Source organism: Longimicrobium sp. (assembly GCF_036280135.1).
Lineage (GTDB): Bacteria > Gemmatimonadota > Gemmatimonadetes > Longimicrobiales > Longimicrobiaceae > Longimicrobium.
The window spans coordinates 1-2,292 of the sequence record NZ_DASURI010000694.1; the positions used below are offsets into that span (position 1 = coordinate 1).

The 2,292-nt window shown below is 71.9% G+C and carries 1 protein-coding gene; it reads left to right on the forward strand.

Annotated elements, in window-relative coordinates:
* Positions 1-2,292 (forward strand): sialidase family protein (locus VFZ20_RS22410; RefSeq protein WP_329686181.1); only part of this gene is annotated, 2,292 nt, incomplete at both ends.

Below are 2,292 nucleotides of genomic sequence, written 5' to 3' on the forward strand. Positions count from 1 at the left end.
GATGGCCTCTTCCACGCGCAACCCCCTGCACCTGCTGGCCGGCGGCAACGACTATCGGACCGTGGACATCCCGGGCCTGCCGGAGGGAAGGCTCGTCGGCGACGCCTGGCACGGGCTCTTCTGGTCGCGGGACGGCGGCCACGAATGGAGCAGCACGCTGCTTCCCGGGTACCCCCAGGACACCTCGCCGGAAGGGCTCGCCTCGCCGCTCAGGGGTCTCGAGGCGGGCGCCGATCCGGTGCTGCGGTCGGGCACGAACGGCCTCGTCTACTACGCCGGCATCGCCTTCAACCGCGCCGCCATCCCCGAGAACGCGCACGGCACGGGCAAGGAAGGCAAGCTGTTCGTGGCGCGCTTCATCGACGACAACGCGAAGGAGACGGGCAACCCGTTCCGCGGCCTGGGGATCTCGATCGCCGATCACGGCGACGAAGAGCGCTTCCTGGACAAGCCGTGGCTGGCCGTGGACGTCCCGCGCGCGGGCGCCGGGCTGTGCGTCGTCCCCGGCTCGGGCGAGATCGGGCCGCAACAGTTCAAGGGCGGGCACGTCTACCTGAGCTATACGGCGGTCAGCGGCGACGCGTCCAACCTCCAGACCCGGATCCTGTTCACGCGCTCGCGCGACTGCGGGGCGACGTGGAGCACGCCCGTCTCCATCACCGACGGCCAGACGGTGGACCAGGGCACGGTGATCGCGATCCACCCGCTCACCGGCTGGGTGTACGTGGCCTGGCGGCGCATCGACCCCGTGCAGCGGACGGCGGCCTTCTTGCTGGCCATCTCGCTCGACGGCGGGAAGAGGTTCAGCAAGCCCATCACGATCGCCAGCCTGGCGCCTTACACGCTGGAGGACGGCGTCACGAACGTCGCCTCCGTCTTCGAGCAGGGCACCTCCATCGTGTCGTTCCGGACGACGGGCTTCCCCGCCCTGACCGTGGACCGGCTCGGCATCGTCTACGCCGCCTGGTCCGAGCGCGGCGTCGGCCCCGGGGGCGACGCGCGCATCGTGGTGAAGCGCTCGCCGGGCGGCCTCTTCTGGTGGTGGCCGGCGGAGCCGGCGAACCCCTCGCCGGAGCGCGGCCACGAGCTGATGCCGTCGCTGCTCTACCACGGGGGCCGCATCCTGCTCGTCCACTACACGCTCGCCGAGGACCACACGGTCGGCATCCTGACGCCCGCGGGCGGCGGAGCCTTCGCGGAGACGCGCCAGCCCGCCGGCGACCTGGCCCCGCCCGGCGCGGATCCGACCAAGGTCTTCCGGGAGTTCGTGGCCGACACCGCGCCCGGCGGGCTGAAGCGCCGCCACACCATGGACGTGTGGGTGCGCGAGGCCCGGCCCACGCTCTGCGACTTCTCCCTCGAGTTCACCTCGTCGCGGCGCGTGTCCCAATACTTCTTCGGTGACGTCGGGGGACCCGACGCGGGCACGATCAAGCAGCTCCAGTTCAACCCGCCGAACCTCCCGATGTACCAGTGCCAGGGGGACGTCGCCAACTGCGTCGCCTTCATCGGCGACTATGTGGACGTGGCGGGGGCCGCGCCCTTCGTGCCCAGGGGCCGCGGCTGGACGTACAACCTCGACCCGCGCCCGGCCGGCACGGCGCACGTGATCTGGACGGACAACCGCGACGTGCGCCCGCCGCCGCCGGGCAAGACCTGGGCCGACTACACGCCGCCGGACTCGCCGTTCAGCGCCACGCTGCCCCCGCAGAGCCTCTTCGACCCCACGCAGGAGCGGCCGCGGTGCGTGCCCCAGGCCGGCGGCTTCACCACCGCCGGCATGCGCAACCAGAACCTGTACACGTCGCGCGTGACCGCGGGCCTGGTCGCCGTCTCCCCGCAGAACGCCAAGCCGCTCGGGCTGGGCGTCCTGCCCGGCGGCGAGACGGTGCTCCTGCAGCGCTCGTTCGTGGTGGTGGTGCAGAACACCTCGGACGCGCTGCGCACGTTCCGCCTCACGATCCGCAACCAGCCGCCGGACGGCCCGCCCACGGGCAAGGCGTCGTTCCTCCAGTTCCCCGATCCCGGGCTGCCCGATCCCCTCACCGAGCTGTTCGTGAACGTGGGCGCGCGGAGCAGCGCCACCCGCACCGTGTTCGTGACGTCCACGCAGGCGGACGCCTCGGTCACCGTGGACGTGCAGGAGGCCACCGCGCCCGGCGGCGAGGTGATCCCGCCCGAAGCGGGCGGCCTGCTGGCGACCGTCGTGCTCAACCCCGACATCACCAACCCCGACATCACGAACCCGGACATCACCAACCCCGACATCACGAACCCCGACATCACCAACGC